This is a genomic window from Coprococcus sp. LG101-27, from assembly GCF_027695515.1.
Lineage (GTDB): Bacteria > Bacillota > Clostridia > Lachnospirales > Lachnospiraceae > Allocoprococcus > Allocoprococcus comes.
Map to the genome: position 1 here is coordinate 1 of NZ_JAQEUJ010000060.1, position 648 is coordinate 648.

At 31.3% G+C, this 648-nt stretch carries 2 protein-coding genes; one reads left to right on the forward strand and one right to left on the reverse strand.

The genetic code is table 11. The features are described from left to right. Window positions 1-35: 35 nt before the first annotated feature. A complete protein-coding gene (locus tag PG766_RS16825) occupies window positions 36-353 on the reverse strand; it encodes a hypothetical protein (RefSeq protein WP_040015282.1) in 318 nt (105 codons plus the stop codon). A gap of 121 nt (window positions 354-474) precedes the next feature. Here PG766_RS16825 and PG766_RS16830 point away from each other — a divergent pair. After that, window positions 475-648: helix-turn-helix domain-containing protein (locus PG766_RS16830; RefSeq protein WP_270591405.1), on the forward strand; the 174-nt coding region annotated here is incomplete at its 3' end.

The following is a 648-nucleotide window of genomic DNA, read 5'->3' on the forward strand; positions in this document are numbered from 1 at the left end:
ATAGCCGATACTACTTCAAAAGCAGTAATAGAGTGCTATTCTTTTTTATTATATTCAATGGTTGTAGTTCGGAATGGTTTGCTATTATTGTGCAAGTAATAAGTTGGATAATAGAGCTTGATTTCCAAGGTGGTAGGCGTACCATTGATTTTGTTATGTTCATTTTCAATGTCTTTGATTAATCCATCAATTTCCCAACATTTGTAAACAATTACAGTCAATTCAGTATCTCTGGTATCTGCACTGCTAAAGGATATGCTGTTAGTAATATGATAGTCCGGCAGTCTGAGATAATTATAGAGAACGGTCAGTAAACAGAGCATTGTGATTGTTGCTATGATTTTCTTTTTCATGTACATACCTCTTTTGTGTTATTAACAAGGGACTGACTATATAGTACCTCACTATATAGTGAATTACTACATAAAACTACATAAAGATTTAATAAATATACTTTATGTAGAGGTGCGGAACATGAATTATGGACATTTAGAATTAAGAATAGAAGAACTGTTACAAGAAAAAGGTATCAGTAAGAATATGATTTGTAAGGAACTCGATATCCCAAGGTCAAATTTCAATAGATATTGCAGAAATGAATTTCAAAGACTGGATGCAAATTTAATCTGTAAACTATGCAACTATTTT

Bases quoted from the DNA above. Each gene is read 5' to 3' on its own strand.
- PG766_RS16825 (WP_040015282.1), bottom strand. From the start codon at position 353: ATGAAAAAGAAAATCATAGCAACAATCACAATGCTCTGTTTACTGACC.